Source organism: Lysinimonas soli, assembly GCF_042655435.1.
GTDB classification, from domain to species: domain Bacteria; phylum Actinomycetota; class Actinomycetes; order Actinomycetales; family Microbacteriaceae; genus Lysinimonas; species Lysinimonas soli.
The window spans coordinates 814,295-837,531 of sequence record NZ_JBHSMG010000002.1 but is presented as its reverse complement, the minus strand read 5'-3'; the positions used below and the strand labels follow the sequence as shown (position 1 = coordinate 837,531).

General features: G+C 70.2%; 21 protein-coding genes. 5 read left to right on the top strand and 16 right to left on the bottom strand.

Annotation, left to right across the window (positions count from 1 at the left end; translation table 11 throughout):
* Window positions 1-55 precede the first annotated feature (55 nt).
* The gene (gene xylA / locus ACFPJ4_RS11635; RefSeq protein ID WP_386740592.1) at window positions 56-1,243 is read left to right on the top strand and encodes a xylose isomerase; all 1,188 of its coding nucleotides are present in this window, start codon (window positions 56-58) and stop codon (window positions 1,241-1,243) included.
* Between the two features lie 85 nt (window positions 1,244-1,328).
* On the top strand, window positions 1,329-2,756 hold the full coding sequence (gene xylB, locus ACFPJ4_RS11630) for a xylulokinase (protein WP_386740591.1): 1,428 nt from the start codon (window positions 1,329-1,331) through the stop codon (window positions 2,754-2,756).
* A 68-nt stretch (window positions 2,757-2,824) separates the two neighbouring features.
* On the opposite strand, the gene ACFPJ4_RS11625 is transcribed toward xylB, so the two are convergent.
* Window positions 2,825-3,391, bottom strand: coding sequence for a YbhB/YbcL family Raf kinase inhibitor-like protein (locus ACFPJ4_RS11625; protein ID WP_386740590.1), 567 nt, complete (start codon window positions 3,389-3,391; stop codon window positions 2,825-2,827).
* Window positions 3,392-3,418: 27 nt separating this feature from the next.
* Window positions 3,419-4,834: an MFS transporter gene (locus ACFPJ4_RS11620; RefSeq protein WP_386740589.1), complete on the bottom strand. Its 1,416-nt coding sequence runs from the start codon at window positions 4,832-4,834 to the stop codon at window positions 3,419-3,421.
* A gap of 87 nt (window positions 4,835-4,921) precedes the next feature.
* Here ACFPJ4_RS11620 and ACFPJ4_RS11615 point away from each other — a divergent pair, with 87 nt between their 5' ends.
* The gene (locus ACFPJ4_RS11615; protein WP_386740588.1) at window positions 4,922-5,401 is read left to right on the top strand and encodes a MarR family winged helix-turn-helix transcriptional regulator; all 480 of its coding nucleotides are present in this window, start codon (window positions 4,922-4,924) and stop codon (window positions 5,399-5,401) included.
* A 7-nt stretch (window positions 5,402-5,408) separates the two neighbouring features.
* Here the strand turns inward: ACFPJ4_RS11615 and ACFPJ4_RS11610 are convergent, their stop codons facing one another.
* From ACFPJ4_RS11610 to ACFPJ4_RS11595, 4 genes are all read right to left on the bottom strand, one after another.
* Window positions 5,409-5,711: a putative quinol monooxygenase gene (locus ACFPJ4_RS11610; protein ID WP_386740587.1), complete on the bottom strand. Its 303-nt coding sequence runs from the start codon at window positions 5,709-5,711 to the stop codon at window positions 5,409-5,411.
* Complete coding sequence (locus tag ACFPJ4_RS11605; RefSeq protein WP_386740586.1) at window positions 5,708-6,508, bottom strand: ATP-binding cassette domain-containing protein; 801 nt, start codon at window positions 6,506-6,508, stop codon at window positions 5,708-5,710. The genes ACFPJ4_RS11610 and ACFPJ4_RS11605 overlap by 4 nt, the downstream gene beginning before the upstream one ends.
* Window positions 6,505-7,545, bottom strand: coding sequence for an ABC transporter permease (locus ACFPJ4_RS11600; RefSeq protein WP_386740585.1), 1,041 nt, complete (start codon window positions 7,543-7,545; stop codon window positions 6,505-6,507). Before ACFPJ4_RS11600 ends, ACFPJ4_RS11605 begins: the two co-directional genes overlap by 4 nt.
* 84 nt (window positions 7,546-7,629) lie before the next feature.
* Window positions 7,630-8,724, bottom strand: a complete 1,095-nt coding sequence (locus ACFPJ4_RS11595; RefSeq protein WP_386740584.1) for a substrate-binding domain-containing protein — start codon at window positions 8,722-8,724, stop codon at window positions 7,630-7,632.
* Between the two features lie 162 nt (window positions 8,725-8,886).
* Between ACFPJ4_RS11595 and ACFPJ4_RS11590 the strand changes: the two genes are divergently transcribed.
* Both ACFPJ4_RS11590 and ACFPJ4_RS11585 read left to right on the top strand, forming a co-directional pair.
* Window positions 8,887-9,885, top strand: a complete 999-nt coding sequence (locus ACFPJ4_RS11590) for a LacI family DNA-binding transcriptional regulator (RefSeq protein WP_386740583.1) — start codon at window positions 8,887-8,889, stop codon at window positions 9,883-9,885.
* Window positions 9,882-10,760, top strand: coding sequence for a carbohydrate kinase family protein (locus tag ACFPJ4_RS11585; protein ID WP_386740582.1), 879 nt, complete (start codon window positions 9,882-9,884; stop codon window positions 10,758-10,760). Before ACFPJ4_RS11590 ends, ACFPJ4_RS11585 begins: the two co-directional genes overlap by 4 nt.
* A 24-nt stretch (window positions 10,761-10,784) precedes the next feature.
* On the opposite strand, the gene araA is transcribed toward ACFPJ4_RS11585, so the two are convergent.
* From araA to ACFPJ4_RS11535, 10 genes are all read right to left on the bottom strand, one after another.
* Window positions 10,785-12,305 (bottom strand): L-arabinose isomerase, encoded by a 1,521-nt coding sequence (gene araA, locus ACFPJ4_RS11580; RefSeq protein WP_386740581.1) that lies wholly within the window; start codon window positions 12,303-12,305, stop codon window positions 10,785-10,787.
* Window positions 12,302-13,930: a xylulokinase gene (locus tag ACFPJ4_RS11575; protein WP_386740580.1), complete on the bottom strand. Its 1,629-nt coding sequence runs from the start codon at window positions 13,928-13,930 to the stop codon at window positions 12,302-12,304. The genes araA and ACFPJ4_RS11575 overlap by 4 nt, the downstream gene beginning before the upstream one ends.
* Window positions 13,927-14,667: an L-ribulose-5-phosphate 4-epimerase gene (locus tag ACFPJ4_RS11570; RefSeq protein ID WP_386740579.1), complete on the bottom strand. Its 741-nt coding sequence runs from the start codon at window positions 14,665-14,667 to the stop codon at window positions 13,927-13,929. Before ACFPJ4_RS11570 ends, ACFPJ4_RS11575 begins: the two co-directional genes overlap by 4 nt.
* A 45-nt stretch (window positions 14,668-14,712) precedes the next feature.
* A complete protein-coding gene (locus tag ACFPJ4_RS11565) occupies window positions 14,713-15,720 on the bottom strand; it encodes a LacI family DNA-binding transcriptional regulator (protein ID WP_386740578.1) in 1,008 nt (335 codons plus the stop codon).
* A 70-nt stretch (window positions 15,721-15,790) separates the two neighbouring features.
* Window positions 15,791-16,888, bottom strand: a complete 1,098-nt coding sequence (locus ACFPJ4_RS11560; RefSeq protein WP_386740577.1) for a substrate-binding domain-containing protein — start codon at window positions 16,886-16,888, stop codon at window positions 15,791-15,793.
* Window positions 16,889-16,932: 44 nt separating this feature from the next.
* On the bottom strand, window positions 16,933-18,237 hold the full coding sequence (mmsB, locus tag ACFPJ4_RS11555) for a multiple monosaccharide ABC transporter permease (protein WP_386740576.1): 1,305 nt from the start codon (window positions 18,235-18,237) through the stop codon (window positions 16,933-16,935).
* Entirely contained in the window at window positions 18,234-19,820 is a 1,587-nt protein-coding gene (gene mmsA / locus ACFPJ4_RS11550) for a multiple monosaccharide ABC transporter ATP-binding protein (RefSeq protein WP_386740575.1), read from the bottom strand. Before mmsA ends, mmsB begins: the two co-directional genes overlap by 4 nt.
* Entirely contained in the window at window positions 19,817-20,842 is a 1,026-nt protein-coding gene (locus ACFPJ4_RS11545) for a LacI family DNA-binding transcriptional regulator (protein ID WP_386740574.1), read from the bottom strand. Before ACFPJ4_RS11545 ends, mmsA begins: the two co-directional genes overlap by 4 nt.
* A 120-nt stretch (window positions 20,843-20,962) precedes the next feature.
* Window positions 20,963-21,889 carry a cyclase family protein gene (locus tag ACFPJ4_RS11540; protein ID WP_386740573.1) on the bottom strand — a complete coding sequence of 309 codons (927 nt, stop codon included), beginning with the start codon at window positions 21,887-21,889 and terminating at the stop codon, window positions 20,963-20,965.
* The gene (locus ACFPJ4_RS11535) at window positions 21,873-23,219 is read right to left on the bottom strand and encodes an amino acid permease (RefSeq protein WP_386740572.1); all 1,347 of its coding nucleotides are present in this window, start codon (window positions 23,217-23,219) and stop codon (window positions 21,873-21,875) included. Before ACFPJ4_RS11535 ends, ACFPJ4_RS11540 begins: the two co-directional genes overlap by 17 nt.
* Window positions 23,220-23,237: the final 18 nt, after the last annotated feature.

Genomic DNA, 23,237 nt, shown 5'->3' with positions numbered 1-23,237 from the left:
GGCCTAATATGTTGTAACTCCCAACAATCATCGACGTAGCTGAAAGCAGGACCTCGTGGCCGCCACTCCCACCCCCGCAGACAAGTTCACCTTCGGACTCTGGACCATCGGCTACAACGGGGCCGACCCGTTCGGCGGCCCGACCCGCCCGCACCTCGACACCGTGCACGCCGTCGAGAAGCTCGCCGAGTTGGGGGCCTACGGCCTGACCTTCCACGACGACGACCTGTTCGCCTTCGGGTCGACCGACGCCGAGCGCCAGCACGAGATCGACCGCCTCAAGGGCGCCCTGAGCGCCACGGGCCTGGTGGTCCCGATGATCACCACGAACCTGTTCAGCCAGCCGGTCTTCAAAGACGGCGGCTTCACGAGCAACGACCGCGCCGTGCGCCGCTTCGCGCTGCGCAAGGTGCTGCGCAACCTCGACCTGGCCGCCGAGCTGGGCGCCACGACCTTCGTGATGTGGGGCGGGCGCGAGGGCGCCGAGTACGACGCGGCCAAGGACATCCGCTCCGCGCTGTCGCGCTACAAGGAGGCCGTCGACCTGCTGAGCCAGTATGTGCTCGACAAGGGCTACGACATCCGCTTCGCGATCGAGCCGAAGCCGAACGAGCCGCGCGGCGACATCCTGCTGCCGACGCTCGGTCACGCGCTCGCCTTCATCAACTCGCTCGAGCACCCCGAGCTGGTGGGCCTGAACCCCGAGGTCGGGCACGAGCAGATGGCCGGCCTGAACTTCGCCTCGGGCATCGCCCAGGCGCTGTACCACGGCAAGCTCTTCCACATCGACCTGAACGGCCAGCGCGGCATCAAGTACGACCAGGACCTGGTCTTCGGCCACGGCGACCTGCACAACGCCTTCGCTCTCGTGGACCTGCTCGAGAACGGCGGCGTCAACGGCGGCCCGAGCTACGACGGCCCGCGCCACTTCGACTACAAGCCGAGCCGCACCGAGGACGAGACCGGGGTCTGGGACTCCGCCGCGGCCAACATGCGCACCTACCTGCTGCTCAAGGAGCGCGCCGCGGCCTTCCGCGCCGACCCCGAGGTGCAGGAGGCCCTGAAGGCCTCGAAGGTCGCCGAGCTCGCGCAGCCGACACTGGCCGAGGGCGAGGGCTACGAGCAGCTGCTCGCGGACGACTCCGCCTGGAACCTCGACACGGGCGCCTACCTCGGCGGCAAGGGCTTCGGCTTCGTGCGCCTGCAGCAGCTGGCCACCGAGCACCTGATGGGCGCGCGCTGATCGCAGACGCCGACGCGTCTGCGACCACGCGCGCGTGGTGCGGTACGACCGACGTCCCAGCACGCCGACGAGAGCGGAAATTCGAATGACACTCGTAGCAGGCGTCGACTCCTCGACCCAGAGCTGCAAAGTGGTGATCCGGGACGCCGAGAGCGGCGCGATCGTGCGGACGGGGCGCGCCCCGCATCCGGACGGCACCGAGGTGCATCCGGATGCCTGGTGGAGCGCCCTGCTCGCCGCGGTCGCGGACGCGGGCGGCCTCGACGACGTCTCCGCCGTGTCGATCGGGGGCCAGCAGCACGGCATGGTGGTGCTGGATGACGCGGGCCGCGTCATCCGCCCGGCCCTGCTGTGGAACGACACCCGCTCGGCCGACGCCGCCGCCGCGCTGACCGCCGAGTTCGGCGCTGCCGAGCTGGCCGCGCGCACCGGCAGCGTTCCGGTGGCGTCGTTCACGATCACCAAGCTGCGCTGGCTGCGTGACGCCGAGCCCGACCATGCCGCCCGGGTTGCGGCCGTCGCGCTGCCGCACGATTGGCTGACCTGGCGACTGCGCGGCTTCGGACCGTCGGGCGAGAGCGCCGGGGGCCCGGCCCTCGACGAGCTCGTCACCGACCGTTCCGACGCGAGCGGCACCGGGTACTGGTCCCCCGCGCAGGAGCACTACGACCGCGAGCTGCTCGTCGCGGCACTCGGCCACGACGCGATCCTCCCGCGGGTGCTCGGGCCCGGCGACTCGGCTGGCACCTCCGCCGACCACCCCGGCATCCCCGCCTCGCTGGTCATCGGGCCCGGGGCCGGCGACAACGCCGCCGCGGCCCTCGGACTCGACGCTCGCAGCGGCGACGTGGTCGTGTCGATCGGCACGAGCGGCACCGTCTTCGCGGTCACCGACGCGGCGCCGTCCGATGCCAGCGGAACCGTCGCGGGCTTCGCGGATGCCGGCGGCCGCTTCCTGCCGCTGGTCGCGACCCTCAACGCGGCGCGCATCCTCGACGCGATCTCGCGACTGCTCGGCGTCGACCACGACGAGCTCGGCCGCCTCGCCCTGGCCGGCGAGCCCGGCGCGAACGGGCTCGTGCTGCAGCCGTACTTCGAGGGCGAGCGCACCCCCAACCTTCCGGATGCCACCGCCACCCTGTTCGGCATGACCCTGGCCTCGACGACCCGCGAGAACCTGGCGCGCGCCGCGATCGAGGGGATGCTGTGCGGCCTCGCCGACGGACTCGACGCGGTGCGGGCGCAGGGGGTGCAGGCCTCACGCATCCTGCTGATCGGCGGCGCCGCCCAGAACCCGGCCGTCGCCACGATCGCCGCCCAGATCTTCGCGGTGCCGGTCGTGGTGCCGACCCCGGGCGAGTACGTCGCGTTCGGGGCCTCCGCACAAGCCGCCTGGGCCCTCACCGGGGCGCGCCCCGCGTGGCCGATCGCGCTCGCAGCGAGCCCGGCGAGCGACCCGCGGCCGGTCATCCGCCGGCAGTACGCCGCACACCGCGCTGCGACCGGCGCTTAGGACCGGCGCCTAGGAGCCGTCACCCAGAGCGCTGCCGGTACCCGCCGTCAGCGCGTCGCCGTGCCGGCTCACCGGATCTCGTAGCTTCCGTCGAGCCGGGCGCGCGCGATGACGTGCCCCGTCATCGCGTCGATGGTGTCGTCGAGGGTGAAGGTCTCGGGCAGGTCGACCCGCCGATCGAGGGCGAAGAGCTGGAAGACGTAGGAGTGGGGTCCGTGGGAGCGGATCGGAAGCGGGCCCGAGTAGCCGCGCCGGCCGAGGCCGCCCTTGCCGTGCCTGAGCCCGCGGAGGGGGCTGGGGTCGGTCAGCCCGTTCTCGGGGATGCCGTGCAGGGCCGGGTCGATGCCGAGCGTGAGGGCGTGGGTGGCCGGTTTGCCGAGGGGCGCATCGGGGTCCTGCACGATGAGCACGAGCTCTCGGGTCTCTGCCGGAGGTGTCGTCCAGTTCAACTCGGGTGAGATGTTCGGGCCGCGCACCCTGCCGCGGTGGCGTTCGGGAATCGGGGCTCCGTGCTCGAATGCCGGACTGCTGAGGGTGAAGGTCTCGGGTGCCTGGAGCTCGGGATTCGCCCAGGCGAGCGTGTGGTGTCCGGCGCGCCGATTGCGCAGCAGGAGGCCGAGGGGGTTGGCGGGCATGGTCGGGTGCGCTTCTTTCTGGCCGCTTCAGGCCTGGGTCGTTTCGCGGTGGGTGGTGCGGAGCGTGCGGTCGAAGACCGTGAAGGCGATGGTGACGAGGCTGACGCCGATCATGATCAGGCCGATGGTGCGAACGCCGCTGTCGTCGGCGGCGGTGCGAAAGACGATGCCCGTGATCGCGGAGGAGGCGATGGAGCCGAGGTAGCCGAAGGTGCGGAACAGCCCGGATGCGACGCCGAGCTGCTCGGACGGTGCCTGCAGGTAGAGCGCGAGTTGGTTGCCGCTGGAGGCGGTGCCGAGCACGACGCCGAAGATCACCGTGATCAGCACGATCCACACGATGCCGGTATCCGAGGTGAGCAGCAGCACCCCTACCGAGCCGAGGAGGCTGGCGACCGCGGCGACGATCACGGGGCCGCGCACGAGGTTGCGGCGCGAGATCGGGACGACGACGATGCCCGAGATCACGCTCATCGGCAGGAGCAGCAGCCCGGCGCTGAGGGCGGACATGCCGCGGGCGGCCTCCATCCACTGGGTGATTCCGTACATGACGACGTAGACGCACAGGGCGACCAGGGCGAAGCGGAGGTAGGTGCGGGTGAGCGCCGCGTTGCGCACGAGCAGACGCACGTCGAGGAACGGGGACGCCGCCCGCAGTTCCCAGAAGGTCAGCGCGACGAAGAGGAGCACGGCCGCCGCGAGCAGGATCCAGTTCGGATCCTGCAGCGAGAACAGGAATCCGAGCAGCGCGGACATCGCCAGAGCGAAGCCGACGATGCCGCTCAGATCGATGCTTGAGAGGATTCCGCGAGCGCTGCGCGGCGTCGGGACCGCCGGATCGCGCGGAATCCAGATCACCGCCGCGGCCAGGGCGATGAGGGCCACGGGGACGTTGACGAGGAACACCCATCGCCATCCGACCGTCTCGACGAGGACGCCGCCGATCGGAAGACCCAGCGCCGCGGTGGCGAGCGCGGCGATCTGAAGACCCCCGAGGATGCTCCCCGGCGGCTTCGCCATCCCGGCCACTGCGGCGCGGCGCTGGATCAGCATCATCGCCGACGGGTACGCGCAGGAGGTGCCCAAGCCGATCAGCACCCGGGCGATCAGCACCATCGACAGATTCTGGGCCACCCCGCCGAGCACCCCGCCGAGGAGCACCAGGATGATGCCGACGAGGAACACCCGACGCGCGCCGAACACCGCGGCCAGCTTGCCCGCCGTCGGCTGCGCGATCGCGCTGGCCAGGTAGAGGGCTGTGACCAGGGATGCGGTCTGACCGATCGGCACGCCCAGGCCGGTGGCGATCGGCACGAGCGCGGTCGCGATCATGGAGCTGTTGATCGGATTCAACGCCGATCCGATGAACAGGGGCGCGGTGAACCGCCACGAGAAGGGTGCTCTCGTCGCGAGCGGGTTGCTGGCGGTGGCGGGTGACGACATGGCGTGCTCCGAGGAAGAGGCGGATCGATCGAGGCGAATCGATCTTTAGGTTCACTAAAGACTTTCTTTTAGGTAGACTAATCACCCATGGATGCGAACGCAAGTCGGAGTCGACCGCACGCCGCCGATCCCTCCGCCGACGATCACGGTGCCGACCCCGGCCTCGGCGCCCAGGTGCGCTCGACGGTGGGGCGCCTGTACCGCCGGTTCCGCAGCGAACGCCCGGAGGGCAGCCTCGGAGACGCCGCACTGGACGTGCTCAACTGGCTGTACAAGAACGGTCCGCAGACCCTGACCGAGCTCAGCGAGTACGGCCAGGTCGCTCCCGCGTCGATGAGTCAGAGCGTGAACCGGCTCACCTCGGCGGGCTACGCGATCCGCACCCCCGATCCGAGCGACCGCCGGAAGGTGCTGTTCAGCACGACGCCCGACGGTGCCGAACTCGCCCGCGCGACGCGGACCCAGCGCGACGCCTGGCTCGACGGCCAGCTGCGGGCGCTCAGCCCCGAGGATCAGCGCGTGATCGCCCGCGCCTGCGCGCTGCTCAGCGGCATCGCCGACTCCTGACCGGGGCTCAGCCCGGCAGCGGGGCCAACCGGGTCAGCCGCGAGGCCCCGCCCTCGACCAGGGGGCCGAGCCGCCGATTGAACTCGACCGAGGCCTCGGACGCGATGTGCGCGGCGAACGCCTCGGCGTCGCGGTACTCCTCGTAGACGAAGAAGTGACCGGGGCGATCCTCCCGCTCCGAGGGCTCGAACAGCACGTTGCCGGGTTCGGCGCGCACCACCGCGGTGAGCTCCGACAGCAGCGCTCTGACCTCGCGGTCGCGGCCCGGCGCCGCCACGATCTCGGCGTAGAGCACCCTGCGGGGGTTCACCCGACCGACGCTCCCGTCATGATCGCGACGGCGTCGGTCATCGAATGCGACTTCGGCGTGATCGTCGCGGCCCGCTTTCCGAGGCGCTGGATGTGGATGCGATCCGCGACCTGGAAGACGTGCGGCATGTTGTGGCTGATCAGGATCACGGGAACGCCTCGGCTGCGCAGCGTGGTGATCAGCTCGAGCACCTGGTTCGACTCGCGCACCCCGAGCGCCGCGGTCGGCTCGTCGAGCACGACCACTTTCGACCCGAAGGCCGCCGCACGCGCCACCGCGACCGCCTGGCGCTGGCCGCCCGAGAGGTTCTCGACCGGCACCGTGACGTCCTGCAGGGTCGAGATCCCGAGCGTCGACAGCTCGGCGGCCGCCCGCTCGCGCATGAGCTTGCGATCGAGCACGCGGAAGACCGATCCGAGGATGCCGGGCTTGCGCAGTTCACGCCCCAGGAACAGGTTCGCGGCGACGTCGAGCGCGGGCGAGACGGCGAGCGACTGATAGACGGTCTCGATGCCGAGCTCGCGCGCATCCTGCGGACGACGGAAGTGCACAGGATGCCCATCGAGCTCGATCGTGCCCTCGTCGGGGATCTCGGCCCCGGTCAGGCATTTGACCAGGGTGCTCTTGCCCGCGCCGTTGTCACCGATGATCGCCAGCACTTCTCCGGCGTAGAGCTCGAGGCTGACTCCGTCGAGGCCGACGACGTGTCCGTAGGTCTTGACGAGCTTGGTCGCTTTGAGAACCGGCGTTCCGTTCTGCGTGGTCGGCTCGGCCTCCGTGGGGGTGGTGATGGTCATTTCTGAGCCTTTCTGATCCACTGGTCGATGGCGACCGCGACGATGACGAGCACGCCGACCGCGAGGGTCTGGTAGAGCACGTCCAGGCCGGCCAGCGCCAGGCCGTTGCGGAACACGCCGACGATGAGGGCACCGAGCAGGGTGCCCCAGATCGTGCCGCGTCCGCCGAAGAGGCTCGTGCCGCCGATCACGACGGCGGTGATGGAGTCGAGGTTGACATCGGCGGCGGCGTTGGGGCTCGCGGCGAACGACCGGCCGATCTGGATCCAGGCTCCCAGCGCGAGGATCGCCCCGGCGACCACGTAGACGCTCAGCAGCACGCGGTTGACCCGGATGCCGCTCAAGCGGGCGGCCTCCTTGTCGTCGCCCACGGCGTAGACGTGTCGCCCCCATGCCGTGCGGCCGAGCACGAACGCCATGACGACGTAGAGCACGAGCATCATGACGACGCTGAAGGTGATGTCGACGCCGAAGACCCGGAAGGTGTCGCCGGTCCAGGTTGCCAGGTCCGGCATCGCCGTGCCCTGGATGGTGGCCCCGTTCGAGACGAGCAGGGTCAGCGCGGTGAAGATGCTCAGGGTGCCCAGCGTGACGATGAACGGCGGGAGCTTGAGACGGGTGACGAGGGTCCCGTTCAGGGCCCCGGCCGCGACGCCGACGACGAGACCGAGCAGCAGGGCGAGCACGACGGGCACGCCCTTGCTCGCGGCGGCCTGCCCGATGGTCATCGAGGCGAAGATCATGATCGCGCCGACCGAGAGGTCGATGCCCGCCGTGAGGATGACGAGCGTCTGCGCGACCCCCAGGGTGCCGATGACGGCGACCTGCTGGGTGATCAGCGACAGGTTGGTGCCCGCGAGCACGCGCGGGTTGATGAGGCCGAAGATGACCACCGCGACGACGAGCACCACGCCGGGGCTGATGGCGGGGTACCGGTGCAGGACACCCTTGACCACGCTCAGCGGCGTGCGGCGGCGCAGGAACTCCTGCGCCAGATCGATCTGCCCGGTCGGCAGCATGGCGGGCGATTGACTCATGGGTGGTCTCCGGTACGTCGTTGTCCTGGTGGGATCGGGAAGGGCAGCGCCGCTCGTGGGCCCTGCCCTTCCCGTGTCTGGTGTCTACTTACCCCAGCAGAGCTTGGCTCCGTCGGCGCTCGTGATGCTCGGCAGGCCGTCGACCGGCTTGTCCGTGATCAGCTTGGACCCCGTGTTGAAGAAGTCAAGGCCCGCGCTCGTCGTCGGCTTGGTGCCGTCCTTAGCGAGCTTCACGATGGCTTCCATGCCCTTGGTGGCCATGTCGCCCGGGTACTGCTGGCTCGTCGCGCCGATGATGCCCTGCTGGACGTAGCCGACGCCCGAGCAGCCGCCGTCGATCGCGACGAGCAACACGCCATCCGTCTTGCCCGCGGCCTTCAGGGCCTGGTACGCGCCGTACGCGGCCGGCTCGTTGATGGCGTAGACGACGTTGATGTTCGAGTTCTTCGACAGGAGGGTCTCCATGGCGGTACGACCGCCGTCCTCGGCCCCCTGCGACGGCTGGTTGCCGACGATCTCGTACTGGCCGCCCTTGCCTCCGGTGTAGCTGCCGGTCGGGCTCTCGTCGCCGTTCTTCTTGATGTCGTTGGTGGGCACGCCCAGACCGGTCAGGAATCCCTGATCGCGGTTGTAGTCGACCGAGACGACCTGGTCCGAGAAGAGGTCGACGAGGGCGATGGTCGCCTTCTTGCCGTCGAGCTGCGCCGCCGTCCACTTGCCGATCGCGAGACCCGCGGCGAAATTGTCGGTCGCGAAGGTGATGTCGACGGTGTTCGCCGGGTCGGGCGGGGTGTCGAGGGCGATCACGTAGAGACCGGCCTTGCGCGCCTTCTGGATCTCGTTGTTGACCGCGGGGCCGTTCGGGGTGATCAGGATGCCCTTGTCACCGCGCGAGATGGCGTTCTCGATCGCGGTGATCTGAGTGTCGGTGTCGCCGTCCTTGGTGCCGGCCGCGAGGGTGAGGCTGACGCCGTCCTTGGCGGCCGCCGCCTTGGCGGAATCCTCCATCGAGACGAAGTAGGGGTTCGAGGTCGTCTTGACGATCAGCGCGACGCCGACCTTGCCGCTGGACGAGGCGCCGGCGGAGCAGCCGGCCAGCATCGTGGCGGCCGCGGTGAGCGCGATGGCGCCGACGGCGAGCCGCGCGATGGCGGGGCGGACTTTCGTGCGATTCAGCATTGAATCTCCTCATATCTGTGATGGACACTCACCGCCTGACAACGGTGTCAATGACTAGGTCTAACCCCTCCGACCCTGTACAGTCAAGCCGAACGTGATTTTCAACCGAAAGTGATGACACCGGTGTCTTCAAGTCAGCAGCGCGTAAGACCGCACGCGACGATGCGCGATGTCGCGGCCCTGGCCGGGGTCGGGCTCAAGACCGTCTCGCGCGTGATCAACGAAGAACCCAACGTGCGGCCCGAGACCATGCGCAAGGTGCTCGACGCCGCCGAGCGGCTCGACTACCGCCCCGACATCAACGCCGGCAACCTCAAGCGATCCGCGCGCCGGGTGCACACCCTGGGCCTCGTGGTCGGCAACGTGGCCAACCCCTTCTCGGGCGCCATGAGCCGCGCCGTCGAAGATGTCGCCGGTCGCCGCGGGACCGCGGTGTTCACCTCGAGCCTCGACGACGACCCGCAGCGCGAGACGCAGATCGTGGGCGAGATGCTGCGCCGACGCGTCGACGCGCTCATCCTCACGACCGTACGGCGCGACCAGAGCTACCTCGTCCGCGAGCAGGAACGCGGAACCGTGCTGGCCTTCGTCGACCGCCTGCCCTCGGGCATCCTCGCCGACACCGTCGTGAGCGAGAACGCCAGCGGGGCGGCACTGGCCACCCGGCATCTCGCCACCGGCGGTCACCGGCGGATCGCCTACCTCGGCGACATGCACACCCTCTGGACCGCGCAGGAGCGCCTGCGCGGCTACCGGGAGGCCATGTCGACCGCGGGCATCGCGGCCGACGCCCGCGTGCTGGAGGATCTGAGCGACGAGGCGGCCGCGTACCAGGCCGTGCAGCGGATGATGACCGACGACGACGCCCCGACGGCGCTGTTCACGAGTCAGAACCTCGTGACGATCGGGGCGCTCAAGGCGCTGAGAGATCTCGGTCTGCAGCGCGCGGTCGCCCTCGTGGGTTTCGACGACATCCCCCTCGCCGACATCATCGAACCCGGGATCACCGTGGTCGCGCAGGACCCGTACGCGATGGGACGGATCGCGGCCGAGCGGGTCTTCGCCCGACTCGACGGCGAGGCCGGCGACGCACGCACCGAGATCGTTCCCGTGACGCTCGTGACCCGCGGCTCGGGCGAGATCCCCCCGAGGGCGTCATGAGCGAGCGGTCGACCGTCGTGATCGGGGACGCCCTGGTCGACGAGCTCGTGCGCGACGACGGGAACGCACGCCGCGAACCCGGCGGCTCCGCCCTCAACGTCGCCGTCGGGCTGAGCCTGCTCGGGGTCGATTCGACCCTGCTGGCGATGGTCGGCGACGACCCCGCCGGCGCCCTGCTGCGCGCCCACCTCGATCGCTACCGCGTCGAGCACCGCTGGAGTCCCGCTCCGTTCGGCACCGGGATCGCCCGTTCCGATCGGTCCGACGGCGAACCGCGGTACTCCTTCAACTGGGCCTCGCGGCACCGGGCGATCCGGTTCGACCGCGAGGTGCGGCGACTGCTCGAACGGGCCGGGACGATCGTGATCAGCGGATTCCCCTTCGACGACGAGGGCCAGGTCGCGGAGCTGCTCGGGCTCGACCGACAACCGCAGGGCGTCCTGCTGATCGACCCCAACCCCCGCACGGGCCTGCTGACAGATCGCGCCGCCTTCGTGCGCGGGCTCGAGTCGGTCGCCCGCGAGTCGGAACTGGTGAAGGTCAGCGACGAGGATCTGCACCTGCTCTACGGAACGGACCTGCCGCGGGCGGTCGGCCGGCTGCTCGAATCGGGGGTGCGTCGGCTGCTCGTCACCCACGGAGCCGGCGGCGCCGAGCTGCACCTGCCCGGCGGCTCCATCCGGCAGGCCATCGTGGCGATCGACGGAGAGATCGTCGACACCATGGGCGCGGGTGACGCGACCTTCGCCGTGGTGTGCGCCGCGATGATCCAGGGCGAACCGGACGACGCCGAGGGGTGGCGGACGGTGCTGCGGACGGCGATGCACCACGCCGCCGCGACCATCCGGCACGAGGGCGCGGTCTTCCGGTTCTGAGGGGCGCCGACTCCGGCGCCCCGGTCAGATCCCCTGGGCGAGCCGGTAGTACGCGGCGTTCCAGCGCACCTCCCGGCCGAAGCCCTCGACGGTGGTGTCATCGTCGATGACGAGCAGTTCGACGCGCGACATCGCCGCGAAGTCGCGGAACACCTCGACCCCGAGCTGGGTGGTCATGACGGTGTGGTGCGCGGCTCCCGCCGTGAGCCAGGCGGTCGCCGAGGTACGGAAGTCGGGTGCCGGCTTCCAGACCGCACGCCCGACCGGCAGCTTCGGCATCGGCTGCGGCAGTGCCACGTTCTCGACGACGTTCGCCACGAGCCGGAAGCGGTCGCGCATGTCGCTGAGGGCGACCACCAGGGCCGGCCCGGCATCCGCCGTGAAGACCAGACGCACCGGGTCGTCCTTGCCGCCGATGCCCAGCGGGTGGATCTCGAGGCTCGGCTTGGCCGTCGTCAGGCTCGGGGAGACCTCGAGCATGTGCGCGCCCAGGATCAGCTCTCGGCCCGGGGTGAGGTCGTAGGTGTAGTCCTCCATGAGGCTCGCACCGCCGGGCATCCCGGCGCCCATGACGGATGCCGCGCGCACCAGCACCGCGGTCTTCCAGTCGCCCTCCGCCCCGAAGCCGTAGCCGTCGGCCATGAGCCGCTGCACGGCGAGACCGGGGAGCTGCTTGAGCGCCCCGAGGTCTTCGAAGTTGGTCGTGAAGGCGTGGAAGTCGCCCGCTTCGAGGAAGCTCCGCAGACCGGCCTCGATGCGCGCGCCATCGCGCAGCGACTCGTGTCGCGCCCCACCCGGCAGCAGTTCGGGAACGATGTCGTAGGCCTCGAGGTACTCGGCGATCAGCTCGTCGACCGCCGTCTCGGGCGCCGCGGCGACCGCATCTGCGAGCTCGTTGACGCCCCAGGTGTTGACCTGCACGCCGAACCGCAGCTCGGCCTCGGTCTTGTCGCCCTCGGTCACGGCGACGAAGCGCATGTTGTCGCCGAAGCGGGCGAGCTTCATGCCGCGGGTGGCCGCGCGTCCGGCGGCGGCGCGGGTCCAGCTGCCCACGCGCGCGGTGACGGTCGGGTCCGAGACGTGGCCGACCACGGTCGTGCGCGGCACGTTGAGACGCGACTCGATGTAGCCGAACTCGCGGTCGCCGTGCGCGGCCTGGTTGAGGTTCATGAAGTCGAAGTCGATCTCGCCCCACGGCAGCTCGACGTCCGCCTGGGTGTGCAGGTGCAGCAGCGGCTTCTGCAGGGCGTCGAGGCCCGCGATCCACATCTTGGCCGGGCTGAAGGTGTGCATCCAGGCGATCAGGCCGACCACCGAATCGTCGGCGTTCGCGTCGAGCACGGCCCGGCGGATCGCGGCGCTGTCGGTCAGCACCGGCTTCCAGACGATCGTCACCGGGATGTCGGAGCTCGCGCCCAGCACCCGGGCGACCTCCTGCGACTGCTCGGCGACCTGCCGCAGCGTCTCCTCGCCGTACAGCCCCTGGCTGCCGGTCAGGAACCAGACCTCGCGGGTCGTCAGCTCGGGGATGATCGAGCGGCTCATCGGCTCGTCCTTTCGGGTGGGGTGGTGGCGGGAGGAGTCGGCGCAAGGGCGACGACCGCGGCGCGTTCGACCTCCAGGCCGGCGCGGTAGCGGTCGAGGTAGGAGGCGAAGCCGGCGACGTCGGCGGGGGCTGGGTCGGCGGTCACCGGCTCGGACCCCGCGAAGACATGCCGCTGGAGGTAGCCGGCGAGATCGAGGTCCGTTCCGGACACGGCGAAGGCGGCGAGCACGGCCATCCCCCACGCGCCGCCCTCCGCGGCGGTCTCGGCGACGGCCACCGGCGCATCCAGTGCGGCGGCGAGGAAGCGCTGCGCCACGCCGGCGGTGCGGAACATGCCGCCGTGCGCATACATCCGGTCGAGCTCGACCCCCTCGTCGGCGAGCACGCGCATGCCGAGGCTCAGCGTGCCGAAGACGCCGTACAGCTGGGCACGCATCGCGTTGGCCAGGGTGAAGCGGCTGTCGGGCGTCCTGACGAACAGCGGGCGTCCCTCGGTCAGACCGGCGATCGGCTCCCCCGCGAGGTGGTTGTAGGCGAGAAGCCCTCCGGCGTCGGCTTCGGCCAGGAGCGCCTCACCGAACAGGGTGTCGTAGACGGCGTCGGCGTCGAGGGGCGAGCCCGACGCTGCCGCGAAGCGGTGGAACATGCCGACCCATGCCGCCAGCTCGCTTGCCCCGTTGTTGCAGTGGACCATCGCGACGGGACTGCCCGCCGGGGTCGTGACGACGTCGAGCTCGGCGTGCTCGCGCTGCAGAGGACGCTCGAGCACGACCATGGCGAAGATGCTCGTGCCCGCGCTGACGTTGCCGGTGCGCGGCGACACCGCGTTGGTCGCGACCATCCCGGTGCCGGCATCCCCCTCAGGCGGGCAGAACGGAGCGCCCGGTAGCAGCCGCCCGCTCGGGTCGAGCAGCGCGGCGCCCTCGGCCGTCAACCGGCCGGCCTGCTCCCCCGCGGTGAGCACCTCGGGCAGCAGCTCGCGAAGCGGTGCGGGCAGGGCGCCGCCCTCGACGAGCCGGTCGTAACGGGCCAGGAAGTCGGCGTCGTAGTCGCCCGTGGCCGGGTCGATGGGGAACATCCCGGAGGCATCGCCGACGCCGAGCACCCGACGGTCGGTGAGCCGGCCGTGCACGTAGCCTGCAAGGGTCGTCAGGGAGTCGATCCGGGCCACGTGCGGCTCGGCGTCGCGCACCGCCTGATGCAAGTGCGCGATCGACCACCGAAGCGGGATGTTCACCCCGAACAGTCCGGTGAGTTCTGCGGCCGCGTCGGCCGTGGTCGTGTTGCGCCAGGTGCGGAAGGGCACCAGCAGCTCTCCCGCCGCATCGAGCGCGAGGTAGCCGTGCATCATCGCCGAGACGCCGATGCCGGCGAACGAGCTCGGTATCACCGAGTAGCGGCTCTCGATGTCGGAGAGCAGATCGGCGTACGCCGCCCGCAGCCCCGACCACACGGCGTCGATCGGGTACGTCCACATGCCGTCGACGAAGTCGTTCTCCCACTCGAACGCTCCCGCCGCGAGCACCGTCGCGGTGTCGTCGCCGATGAGACACGCCTTGATCCGGGTCGACCCGAACTCGATCCCCAGGACGGCGCGACCGGAGGAGATGACCTCGGCGCTCATCGTCGCGCGTCGCCGCTCTGCCCGTACACGTTCTGGTACCGGGCGTACAGGCTGTCGATCTTCTCCTGCGGGATCGGGATCAGGGGTCCCGCCTGGCGGGCGAGGTGCACGCTGCGCGCGGCGTCTTCGCACATCACCGCGGCCTTGACCGCGTCCTTCGCCGTGATCCCGATCGTGAACGGCCCGTGATTCTGCATCAGCACCGCGCGGGAACGATGCCCGCGGAGGGTCTCGACGATCCCGCGTCCGATCGAGTCGTCGCCGATGACCGCGAAGGGACCGATCGGGATCGGTCCGCCGAACTCGTCGGCCATGCCCGTGATCACGCACGGGATCTCTTCGCCGCGCGCGGCCCAGGCCACGGCATAGCTCGAATGGGTGTGCACGACGCCGCCGACCTCGGGCATCTCGCGATAGACGTAGGCGTGCGCGGCGGTGTCGCTCGACGGGCTACGGTCGCTTCCCGGGGTGCCCGGGACCACGGCGCCGTCGAGGGTGCAGAGGATCATGTTCTCGGGGCTGAGGTCGTCATACGACACCCCGGACGGCTTGATCACGAAGTAGTCGGTGCCGGGAACCCGCCCAGAGACGTTCCCTCCCGTCCAGACCACGAGTCCGTAGCGGACCAATTCGCCGTGCAGTCGCGCCACCTCGGCGCGGACTCGCGCGATCGACGCCTCGACGCCGGAATCGCCGGAGTCCGTCGTGGGCCGTCCGGGCGCGTGCTCGTCGCTCATGAGCGATGGTTCTCCTCGTCGAGTCGGGGTATCCGAATGTTAACGTTAACGAAGGTCGGCCGCCACCCGGGCCGTCGAGGCGCGCACGACGAGCCAGGGTTCGATCGGCTGCCGGGCGGGCGGCTCCGCCCCGGTGAGGGCCGCGACGAGCACCTCGATCGCCCGGCGCCCGACCTCGTCGAAATCCTGGTGCACCGTCGTCAGCGACGGCCGCACGAACTCCGCCTCGGGAACGTCGTCGAATCCGACGACACTCACCTCGCCCGGCACCGAGCGCCCGGCATCGAGCAGGGCGGCGATCACCCCGATCGCCATCTGGTCGTTGGCGGCGACCACCGCAGTCGTCGCGGGGTCGAGGAGCGCGACCGCCCGGTAGCCGAACTCCGCCGTCCAGTCCCCCTCGACGACGCGGCCGGGCTCGAGACCCGCGGCGGTCATCGACTGCTCGAACCCGCGGCGCCGAGCAGCCGCCTCGAGGTACGAACGCGGGCCGGAGACGTGCTGGATGCGGCGGTGACCGAGCCCGATCAGATGGCCGGTCGCGAGCGCCGCCCCCGCCACCTGATCCACCCCGACCCCCGACTCCTGCTCGGGCGCCTGCAGGGTCACGAAGGGCACGGTGAGCTCGAGTTCGTGGATCGCGGCCAGCACGCTCTCGTGCGGTGCGATCACGACGAGCGCCTCGACGGCCTGATCGAGCAAGAAGTTCAGGCTCGCGACCGTCGCGTCGCGGTCGACGGCGGCGGCGGTGACGAGGGGGTGGTATCCGTGCGCCCGTGCCGCCGATTCCACGGCGAGCACGCTGCTCGCCGGCCCGTGCTGGGGAACGGCGGGGGCCAGCACCCCGATCGCCCGCGACCGTGAGGTGACCAGGGTGCGCGCCGCCAGATTGCGACGGTAGCCGAGTTCGCGGATCGCCGCCAGCACGCGCTCGCGGGTGCCGGGCCGGATGCTCGGGTAGTCGTTGAGCACCCGCGAGACGGTCACGTGCGAGACGCCGGCCAGGCGCGCGACATCGTGCATCGTCGGTCCGCGTCGCGCCTCGTCCGTCATGGGCCCTCCTGAGCAGTCAGGCTAGCGGGACGTCGAGATCGAGGCGCGGCGTGCCGGTCGACCGCGCCCCCTAGCCGCGCGTGAGCGGTTCGAGCGCGGGGTCGCCCCGGTAGGACTGCGCGGCGTTGGCGCGGGTCACCAGCTGCGGAGGCAACAGGAACGTGGGCACGGTCTTGGCCCCGTTGTCGTACGAGCCCGGGTCGTTCACGTCGACCTTCTCGCCCCTCTGCAGCTCGCCGACCATCTTGATCGCCTCGGCGACGAGCTTGCGAGTGTCCTTGTTGATGGTCGAGTACTGGATGCCGGCCATGATCGACTTCACCGAGTCGGCCTCCGAATCCTGGCCCGTCACGATCGGGTAGGGCTTGCCTGCGGTGCTGATGGACTGCAGGATCGCGCGCGCGAGCGTGTCGTTCGGCGACAGCACGCCGTCCAGCTCGGTCGTGGCGTAGAAGCCGGCCAGCAGGGTGTCCATGCGGCTCTGGGCGTTCTGCGCGAGCCAGCCCTGGGTCGTCACCTGCTTGAAGTCGGTCTGGCCCGACACCACCCGGAGGGTCCCGTCATCGATCTTGGGCTGCAGCACCTTCATGGCACCGCGGAAGAACACCCCGGCGTTGTTGTCGTCGGGAGAGCCGGCGAACAGCTCGATGTTGTAGCTGGTGTTGTTCGGGTACTTGGCCTTCATCCCGTCCAACAGTGCCTGGCCCTGCAGCTCGCCGACCCGCTCGTTGTCGTAGGCGACGTAGTAGTCGACGTTCGGGGTGTTGAGGATCAGCCGGTCGTAGGCGATCACGACGGCCCCCGCCGCGGTCGCGTCGGCGACCTGCGTCGAGAGCTGGCTGCCGTCCTTCGCCCCGATGATGATGACCTTGGCGCCGTTGGTGATCATCGATTCGATCTGGTTCTGCTGCTCGGCGACGGTGTTGGTCGCCGGGGCGTACTGCACATCGGGGGTGAAACCGGCCCTGCGGAGCCCGTCGGTGAACAGCTTGCCCGCGATCGCGAAGTTCTCGCTGGTCTTGTCGGGCAGGGCGACCCCGACGACGGCGTGGGCGGGGAATCCGGTCGCCGCTGCGCTCGCGGCCGCCTCGGACCGCGAGGTGCACCCGGTGAGCGCCAGCGCCGTCACGGTGCCGACGGTCAGTGCCGCCAGGACGGTCTTCAGCATGGGGATCTCTCTCTGAGAAACGGGGGGAACTCGGATACGGCGGCTCAACGTCGAGCGTCGGAGTCGGCGGTGGATGAGTCGTCGGACTCGGCCATGGCGCTACGGCGCTGGAAGCGGCCGATGATCGAGGGCCGCCCCTGCCGCTTGCTGTACACGTCGACGCCGACCGCGATCAGTAGCACGAGACCCTTGATGATCTGCACCCGATCCGAGCTGACGCCCAGCAGGGCGAGTCCGTTGTTGAGGACCGCGATCACCAGGCCGCCGACCACCGAGCCGACGATCGTGCCGATCCCGCCGGAGACGGCGGCGCCGCCGATGAACACCGCGGCGATCGCGTCGAGCTCCCAGCCGATTCCGTCGCCGGGCCCGGATGCCGCGGCCCGGGCCACCCACATCTCGCCCGCGAGCGCCGCGATGATCGACATGTTCATCATGACGAAGAAGTTCACCCGACGGATCTTCACGCCCGAGAGCTCCGCCGCGCGCCAGTTGCCGCCGACCGCGTAGATGTGGCGCCCGATGATGGTGCGGTTCGACAGGAAGGAGTAGCCGATCACGAGGGCGACGAGGATCAGCCCGGCGATCGGGAAGCTCGTGTTGACCGGACCGTGCGCGAACAGGTAGGTCGTCGCGGCGATCACCGCGACGAGCACGGCGACCTTCGTGACGCTCACCCAGCGCGGCGCCACCTCGGCACCCATGCGTCCGAGTCGTCGTCGGCCGACGACCTCGCGGACGATCACGGCGAGCGCGGCGAGCCCGCCGAGCACGACGGTCCAGAGGTTCAGCTGCACCCCCCAGGCCGGGTCGGGCAGGTAACCGCTGCCGATGAACGCGAAGCTGTTGCCGGCGGGCAGGCCGACGCTCGTCGAGTTGCCGACGAACTGGTTGGCCCCGCGGAAGATGAGCATGCCCGCGAGCGTCACGATGAACGCGGGAACCCCGACGTAGGCGACCCAGAACCCCTGCCAGGCGCCGACGAGGGCGCCGACGCCGAGCCCGAGCAGCAGCGCGAACGGCCAGGGCCAGTGCCAACTGCTGATCGAGAGCGCGACGATGATGCCGACGAAGGCGGCGACCGAGCCGACCGAGAGGTCGATGTGGCCGGCGATGATGACCATGACCATGCCGATCGCGAGGATCAGCACGTAGGCGTTGCCGTTGACCAGGTTGAGCAGGTTGATCGGGTCGAGGGTCTTGCCGCCGGTGAGCACCTGGAACAGCACGATGATGGCGACGAGGGCGCCCAGGATGCCGAACTGCCGTCCCGACGACTGGCCGGCACCGAAGACCTTGCGCAGATCGGTGAACCGGAAGGTCCGGGCGGCGGGGTCGTGGTCGCTCATCGGGATGTCGCCTTCTTCTGAGTGGTCGTGATGCTGCGCATGAGGGTCTCGGGATCGGCATCCGCCGTCTGCAGGTCATTGGTGATCCTGCCTTCGAAGATCGTGTAGATCCGGTCGCAGATCCCGAGCAGCTCCGGGAGTTCCGATGAGATCAGGACGATCCCGGTCCCCTGCGCCGCGAGCTGCTGGATGATGCCGTAGATCTCGAACTTGGCACCCACATCGATGCCGCGGGTCGGTTCGTCGAGGATGAGCAGATCGGGGTCGGTGAACATCCACTTCGCCAGCACGACCTTCTGCTGGTTGCCGCCCGAGAGCGAGCTCACTCCCTCGTCGACCGTCGGCGTCTTGATGCGAAGACCGCGCCGGTAGCTGTCGGCGACGCGCCGCTGCTCGATGTCGTCGACGAGTCCCGCCCGCGAGATCTTGCCGAGCTTGGCCGCCACGATGGAGTCCTTGACGTCGTCGAGCAGGTTGAGTCCCAGCGTCGTGCGGTCTTCGCTCAGGTAGGCGATGCCGTGACGGATCGCGTCCGAGACCGTGCTCAGCACGATCTCACGCCCGTCCTTGATGATCGACCCCGACACGTAGCTGCCGTAGGAACGGCCGAAGACGCTCATGGCGAGCTCGGTGCGGCCGGCCCCCATCAGCCCGGCGAGGCCGACGATCTCGCCCCGCCGCACCGCGAAGCTCTCGTCGTTGCAGACCAGGCGCTCCGGCACCTGCGGATGGCGCACCGTCCAGTTGCGCACCTCGAAGAACACCTCGCCGATCTTGGGATCTCGGTCGGGAAAGCGGCTCTGCAGGCTGCGCCCGACCATTCCGCGGATGATGCGGTCCTCATCCACCTCGTGTGCCTTCACGTTGAGCGTCTCGATGGTGTGGCCGTCGCGCAGGATCGTGATCGAGTCGGCGATCTGCTCGATCTCGTTGAGCTTGTGGCTGATGATGATCGAGCTGACGCCGCGTTCCTTGAGGCCGAGGATCAGCTCGAGCAGATGCTGCGAGTCCCGTCCGTTGAGGGTCGCCGTCGGTTCGTCGAGGATCAGCAGCTGCACGTCCTTGTGGAGCGCGCGGGCGATCTCGACGAGCTGCTGCTTGCCCACCCCGATGTGCTTGATCCGGGTCTTGGGGTCTTCGTGCAATCCGACGCGTTCGAGCAGTTCGGCGGCCCGGCGATGCTGCTCGTGCCAGTCGATGACGCCGCCCCGGGCGAGTTCGCTGCCGAGGAAGATGTTCTCGGTGATCGTCAGCTCGGGGATGAGCGCGAACTCCTGGTGGATCGTCACGATGCCGACGGCCTCGCTCGACCCCACGTTGCGGAACCGCTGCAGCTGCCCGCGGTAGACGATGTCGCCCGAGTAGCTGCCGTAGGGGTAGACCCCCGACAGCACCTTCATGAGGGTGGACTTGCCCGCGCCGTTCTCGCCGGCGATGGCGTGGATCTGACCGGCCCCGACCGAGATCGAGACGTCGGACAGCGCCTTGACCCCGGGGAACACCTTCGAGATGCCGCGCATCTCGAGGATGTTCGCCTCGCGCGCGGCCGGCACGAGGGGCGTCGCGGCGTCGACGGCGGTCATACGCGGGCTCCGATCCGCGCGGTGGAGGAGCGCATCACGAGCTCGGGGCGGATGGGTTCGACGTGCCGCTGGCCGCCCGAACCCAGTTCGGCGAGCAGCAGGCCGATCGAGCGGCGGCCCACCTCGGCGAAGTCCTGCCTGATGGTGGTGAGGGGCGGCGAGTAGTGCGCCGCCTCCGGGATGTCGTCGAATCCGACCACGCTGACGTCCTCGGGCACCCGGATGCCGGCCTCGCGGAACGCGTGCAGCAGTCCGAGCGCCATGAGGTCGTTCGAGCAGAACACGGCCGTGAAGTCCTCTCCCGCGAGCAGTTCGCGCCCCGCGCGATAGCCGAACTCCGCGGTCCAATCGCCGAGCACGGGCGGGCGGACCATGAGCTCGGAGTCGGAGATCTCGCGCAGGTAGCCCTGCATGCGCGCCTCCGCCTCGATCCAGTCCTGCGGACCGGCCAGGTGGATGATCCGCCGGTGCCCGAGCTCGATGAGGTGCCGGGTGGCCAGGCGCGCGCCCTCGAACTGATCGACCGCGACGCTGTGCCCGAGGTCGCGCCGCGACGAGTCGAGCATCACGAACGGAACCCGCAGCGGGGTCGTGGTGAGCAGATCGAACACCCGGGATTGCGGTGCGACCACGACGACGGCCTCGACGGCCTGCCCCTCGAGCTGGGCGAGGGCCGCGCGCACCGACTGCTCGTCGCTCGGGGTCGTGGCGATCGCGATCCGGTAGCCGGCGGCGCGCGCCGCATCCTCGATCTCGTAGAGGATCGTCTGCACCCCGTAGGCCGCTGCCCGGGTGGCGACGAGCACCCCGATCACCTTCGACCGGCTCGTGACGAGGGCGCGAGCGGCCTGGTTGGGACGGTAGCCGATCTCTTCGATCACCTCGAGCACGCGCTGCTTCGTCGTCTCGCGCAGGTTCGGCGAATCGTTGAGCACCCGCGAGACGGTCTGGTACGAGACGCCGGCCACCCGCGCGACATCGCGGATGTTGGGGGCGCGGCTCGTGCTCGGCTCCGTGGTCACTGGCGTCCCGACTTCTTCGGCGATGCCCGACACCGTGGCGACGCTCGCTGCGTGCACCGCGGCTGCGGGCTGCCGACCATTATGCACGCTTTGTGACAAGACTCCATCGAGCCGGTTTTGTCACATTCGCGCGTATGCCCGCACCGGGAAGGTACCGAAACCCTCGATCGCGGGCGGCGCGGCGGTGAACAGCGCCCCGCGGGCCGGCAGCGACGCGAGGTTCGTCAGGTGCTCGACCACGTGGATGCCCGCCGCGAGCAGCCCGGAGTGCGCCGGCCGCTCGCCGCCCGACTCGGTGTCGTCGATGTTGAGGGAGTCGATCCCGACCAGGGCGACCCGCTGCTCCACCAGGTACCCGACCGCCTCCGCGCTCAGGTAGGGCGCGCCGTGACCGTAGTCGGCGGTGCCGAACAGCCGGCTCCATCCGGTGTCGAGCAGCACCGCACCACCGCGCAACTCGCGGTCGAAGAACACGCTCGCTGGGATGTCGCGACGCCCGTCGCCCCCCGGTGCGACGTCGCCGAGATGGAACACCTCGGCCGGCAGGTCGACCAGCGTCTCGAGTACGAGCCCTGCGAGGTCGGCGCCGTCGGCGTAGCGGTGGAACGGGCTGTCGAGATAGGTGCCGGTGTTGCCGATCATCGTGACGATGTCCATCGCGAACTGGGTGCCGGGGGCGTAGCGCCCGATCGACTGCTCGCGGGTGAGGTGCGGGGTGAACGCGGGTGCGGGCAGGCCCGGGTAGGTCACCATTCCCTCGCGGATGACGTGGCTCAGGTCGACGACGCGCCGGGCGCCGGATGCGGTCGGCCGGGTCTCGACCCCGCGGGAGCCGCGGTGCGGCTCCTCGACGATCCGCAGCTTCTCGATGCGCACCGAGTCGACCAGGGCGAGCCCGAGGTGGCGCACCAGGAGTCGGGCGACGGCATCCTCGTCGACATCCGCCGACGGAAGATCGAGACGGAACCCCTCGGCGGTCAGTCCGCCGCCGTTCGCGAACTCGATGCGCGCATCGAGGTGCGCGCGGTACTCAGGGACGTCGGGCACGGGCACGGAACCTCCGGATCACGGTCACCGAGACGGCCACCAGGGCGAGCGTAGCCGGAACGACGAGGTGCCATCCGGCGAGCACCAGCAGCCCTGCGGTCAGGACGATCGACACGAGCGCCATGACCCAGCCAACCGAGCCGCGGCGCAGCAGCCTCGCAGCCGACACCATGCCGAGGGCGTAGACGGCCACGAGCGAGCTGGTGTGGATGAGGATGAAGGTCTGCAGGTCGAGACCGAATCCGAAGTAGATGGCGGTGTAACTCAGCATCTGCACGGCGACGACGGCGAGCGCACGGCGGGGCACCGCGCCGGGTTCGGCCCCCCGCGCCATCCATCGCGGCAGGTGCCCGTCGCGGCCCAGCGACGCTCCCAGGTTGGCGAACGCGGGGATGTAGGCATTGAGCACCCCGACCACCACGATCGCCGCGATCACGGCGACGACGATCGGGCCGATGCCGGGGAGCGTGACGGCGACGAGGTCGATCAGCGGAACCGAGCCGGACGCACCGCCGGCTCCGAGCACCCCGACCGTCACGAACTGCAGGGCGAGGTAGGCGATCCCGACCACGGTCACGGCAACGGCCGTCGCCAGCGGGATCGTCCGACGCGGATTGCGGAACTCGCCCGCGATGTGCGTGACGGCCTCCCACCCCGCGAAAGCCCAGACGAAGAGGCTGATCGCGAGCCCGACCCCGGCCCAGCCGTGCGGCAGGAACGGCGTGAAGCTCGTGGCCCGCACCGCGGGCGCCGCGGTCGCGACCACGCCGACGACCACCGCGACCAGCAGGGCCGACAGCACGAACTGCACCCGGCCGCTGACCTTCAGCCCGAAGGCGGCGAGCCCGAGGGGGACGACGAGGAAGGTGACGCCGATCACCGGCACGAGCGCGCGGTCGAGGCCGAGCGCGGCCACCAGGTACTCGCCGCCGAGGGCCGCGACGACGGGCGCACCGAATCCGACGCCGAAGAAGAACCAGTACCCCGCGGCGCGCGCTGCCGTCGTGCCGAGGGCCAGACGCACGAAGGTGGCGACGCCGCCCGCATCCGGATATCGGGCCGCCAGCGCCGCGAAGGTGCCGGCCAGCGGGATCGACAGCAGCAGCACGACCGTCACCGCGAGGATCGACGCGGGCCCGGCGGCGGCCGCCGCGAGCCCGGGCAGCACGAGAACGCCCGTGCCGAGCACCGCCGCCACGTAGAGCGCGGATGCCGTGGCCAGACCGATGCGCCCGGATCCGGTCGACCCGCTCGCGGCGGTCGGCACGACTCCGGATGAGGTGCTGTCGGCGCCGCTCGGCGGTGAGCTGGTCGTGGTCACGGCTCCCATCATGGCAGTGGCAGAAAC

Coding starts and splice junctions, on each gene's coding strand:
- ACFPJ4_RS11590 (WP_386740583.1), top strand. CDS start 8,887: ATGCGCGATGTCGCGGCCCTGGCCGGGGTCGGGCTCAAGACCGTCTCG.
- ACFPJ4_RS11570 (WP_386740579.1), bottom strand. CDS start 14,667: ATGAGCGACGAGCACGCGCCCGGACGGCCCACGACGGACTCCGGCGAT.
- ACFPJ4_RS11615 (WP_386740588.1), top strand. CDS start 4,922: ATGGATGCGAACGCAAGTCGGAGTCGACCGCACGCCGCCGATCCCTCC.
- ACFPJ4_RS11585 (WP_386740582.1), top strand. CDS start 9,882: ATGAGCGAGCGGTCGACCGTCGTGATCGGGGACGCCCTGGTCGACGAG.
- ACFPJ4_RS11605 (WP_386740586.1), bottom strand. CDS start 6,508: ATGACCATCACCACCCCCACGGAGGCCGAGCCGACCACGCAGAACGGA.
- ACFPJ4_RS11560 (WP_386740577.1), bottom strand. CDS start 16,888: ATGCTGAAGACCGTCCTGGCGGCACTGACCGTCGGCACCGTGACGGCG.
- ACFPJ4_RS11595 (WP_386740584.1), bottom strand. CDS start 8,724: ATGCTGAATCGCACGAAAGTCCGCCCCGCCATCGCGCGGCTCGCCGTC.
- ACFPJ4_RS11625 (WP_386740590.1), bottom strand. CDS start 3,391: ATGCCCGCCAACCCCCTCGGCCTCCTGCTGCGCAATCGGCGCGCCGGA.
- ACFPJ4_RS11565 (WP_386740578.1), bottom strand. CDS start 15,720: ATGACGGACGAGGCGCGACGCGGACCGACGATGCACGATGTCGCGCGC.
- ACFPJ4_RS11575 (WP_386740580.1), bottom strand. CDS start 13,930: ATGAGCGCCGAGGTCATCTCCTCCGGTCGCGCCGTCCTGGGGATCGAG.
- ACFPJ4_RS11600 (WP_386740585.1), bottom strand. CDS start 7,545: ATGAGTCAATCGCCCGCCATGCTGCCGACCGGGCAGATCGATCTGGCG.
- ACFPJ4_RS11620 (WP_386740589.1), bottom strand. CDS start 4,834: ATGTCGTCACCCGCCACCGCCAGCAACCCGCTCGCGACGAGAGCACCC.
- mmsB (WP_386740576.1), bottom strand. CDS start 18,237: ATGAGCGACCACGACCCCGCCGCCCGGACCTTCCGGTTCACCGATCTG.
- mmsA (WP_386740575.1), bottom strand. CDS start 19,820: ATGACCGCCGTCGACGCCGCGACGCCCCTCGTGCCGGCCGCGCGCGAG.
- xylB (WP_386740591.1), top strand. CDS start 1,329: ATGACACTCGTAGCAGGCGTCGACTCCTCGACCCAGAGCTGCAAAGTG.
- araA (WP_386740581.1), bottom strand. CDS start 12,305: ATGAGCCGCTCGATCATCCCCGAGCTGACGACCCGCGAGGTCTGGTTC.
- ACFPJ4_RS11535 (WP_386740572.1), bottom strand. CDS start 23,219: ATGGGAGCCGTGACCACGACCAGCTCACCGCCGAGCGGCGCCGACAGC.